At 44.3% G+C, this 928-nt stretch carries 1 protein-coding gene; it reads right to left on the bottom strand.

From position 1 onward, the window contains the following. Positions 1 to 777 (bottom strand): THUMP domain-containing protein (locus A3762_RS10085; RefSeq protein WP_231878783.1); only part of this gene is annotated, 777 nt, incomplete at its 3' end. Positions 778 to 928: the final 151 nt, after the last annotated feature.

Here is a 928-nt window from a genome sequence, read left to right as displayed (position 1 = left end):
ATTATCAAACGCTTCTCTACCAGTTGTTGCGCGCTCATTGGCTGACGCGACCAACGCCCCCCATTTACGTGAATCATGCTTGACCCAATAATCAAAGCCCCACTCTTCACGAGATAATCCAGGGGCACAATCCATCGCCATCAAAGCAGCCTCGATACAGAATGTTCCCGAACCGCACATGGGATCCAAAAACGAAGCATTATCTGAGCAGACATCTCCCCAACCTGTTTGCACCAGTAATGCAGCCGCAACATTCTCGCGTAATGGCGCAGCGCCCTTGTCTATTCGATATCCACGCTTATGGAGACTTTCCCCCGACAAATCCAAGCTGATGCTGAGCACACCTTTACTTAACTTAGCAGCCACCCTAATTTGAGGATTATCTTTATCGACATTTGGCCGCTCTCCAACAACATCACGAAAATAATCAACAATAGCGTCCTTGACCTTGAGAGCGCCAAAGGCGGAATTTGTTATGTGCTTATTCGTGCCTGAGAAGTTAACAGAAAATGTATTATCGACCCCAAAATGAGATTGCCACGGAATACGCGCAGCGTGACTATATACATCTTCTGCTTTATCGATTTTTCCGCTTGCCAGCTCAACAAACACCCTGTTCGCTATGCGAGACCAAAGCAATATTGTGTAGACCTGATCTAGCTCCGCGCTTAGCTCGACACCTGCAGAGACCGGCTTGCACGACATCAAACCTAAGGTGTTTAGCTCCTTTTCCAGAAGATACTGCATACCCCTAGGGCAAGAAACAAAGACATTCATAATACAATCCCAACACAAACAAACGTTTAAGGGTAAACCCGCAACATTTTGAAAACTTTCAAAGCAAGCTCATACAAAGGTAAAAACTGACTTATACCAACTAATAATATTTAGTTACTTTAATAGCTAAAAACATTTCTATACTTTTGAA

The organism is Oleiphilus sp. HI0125, from assembly GCF_001635355.1.
Note: the sequence above shows the minus strand (reverse complement) of the source record. Positions and strands in the feature narration are given on the sequence as shown.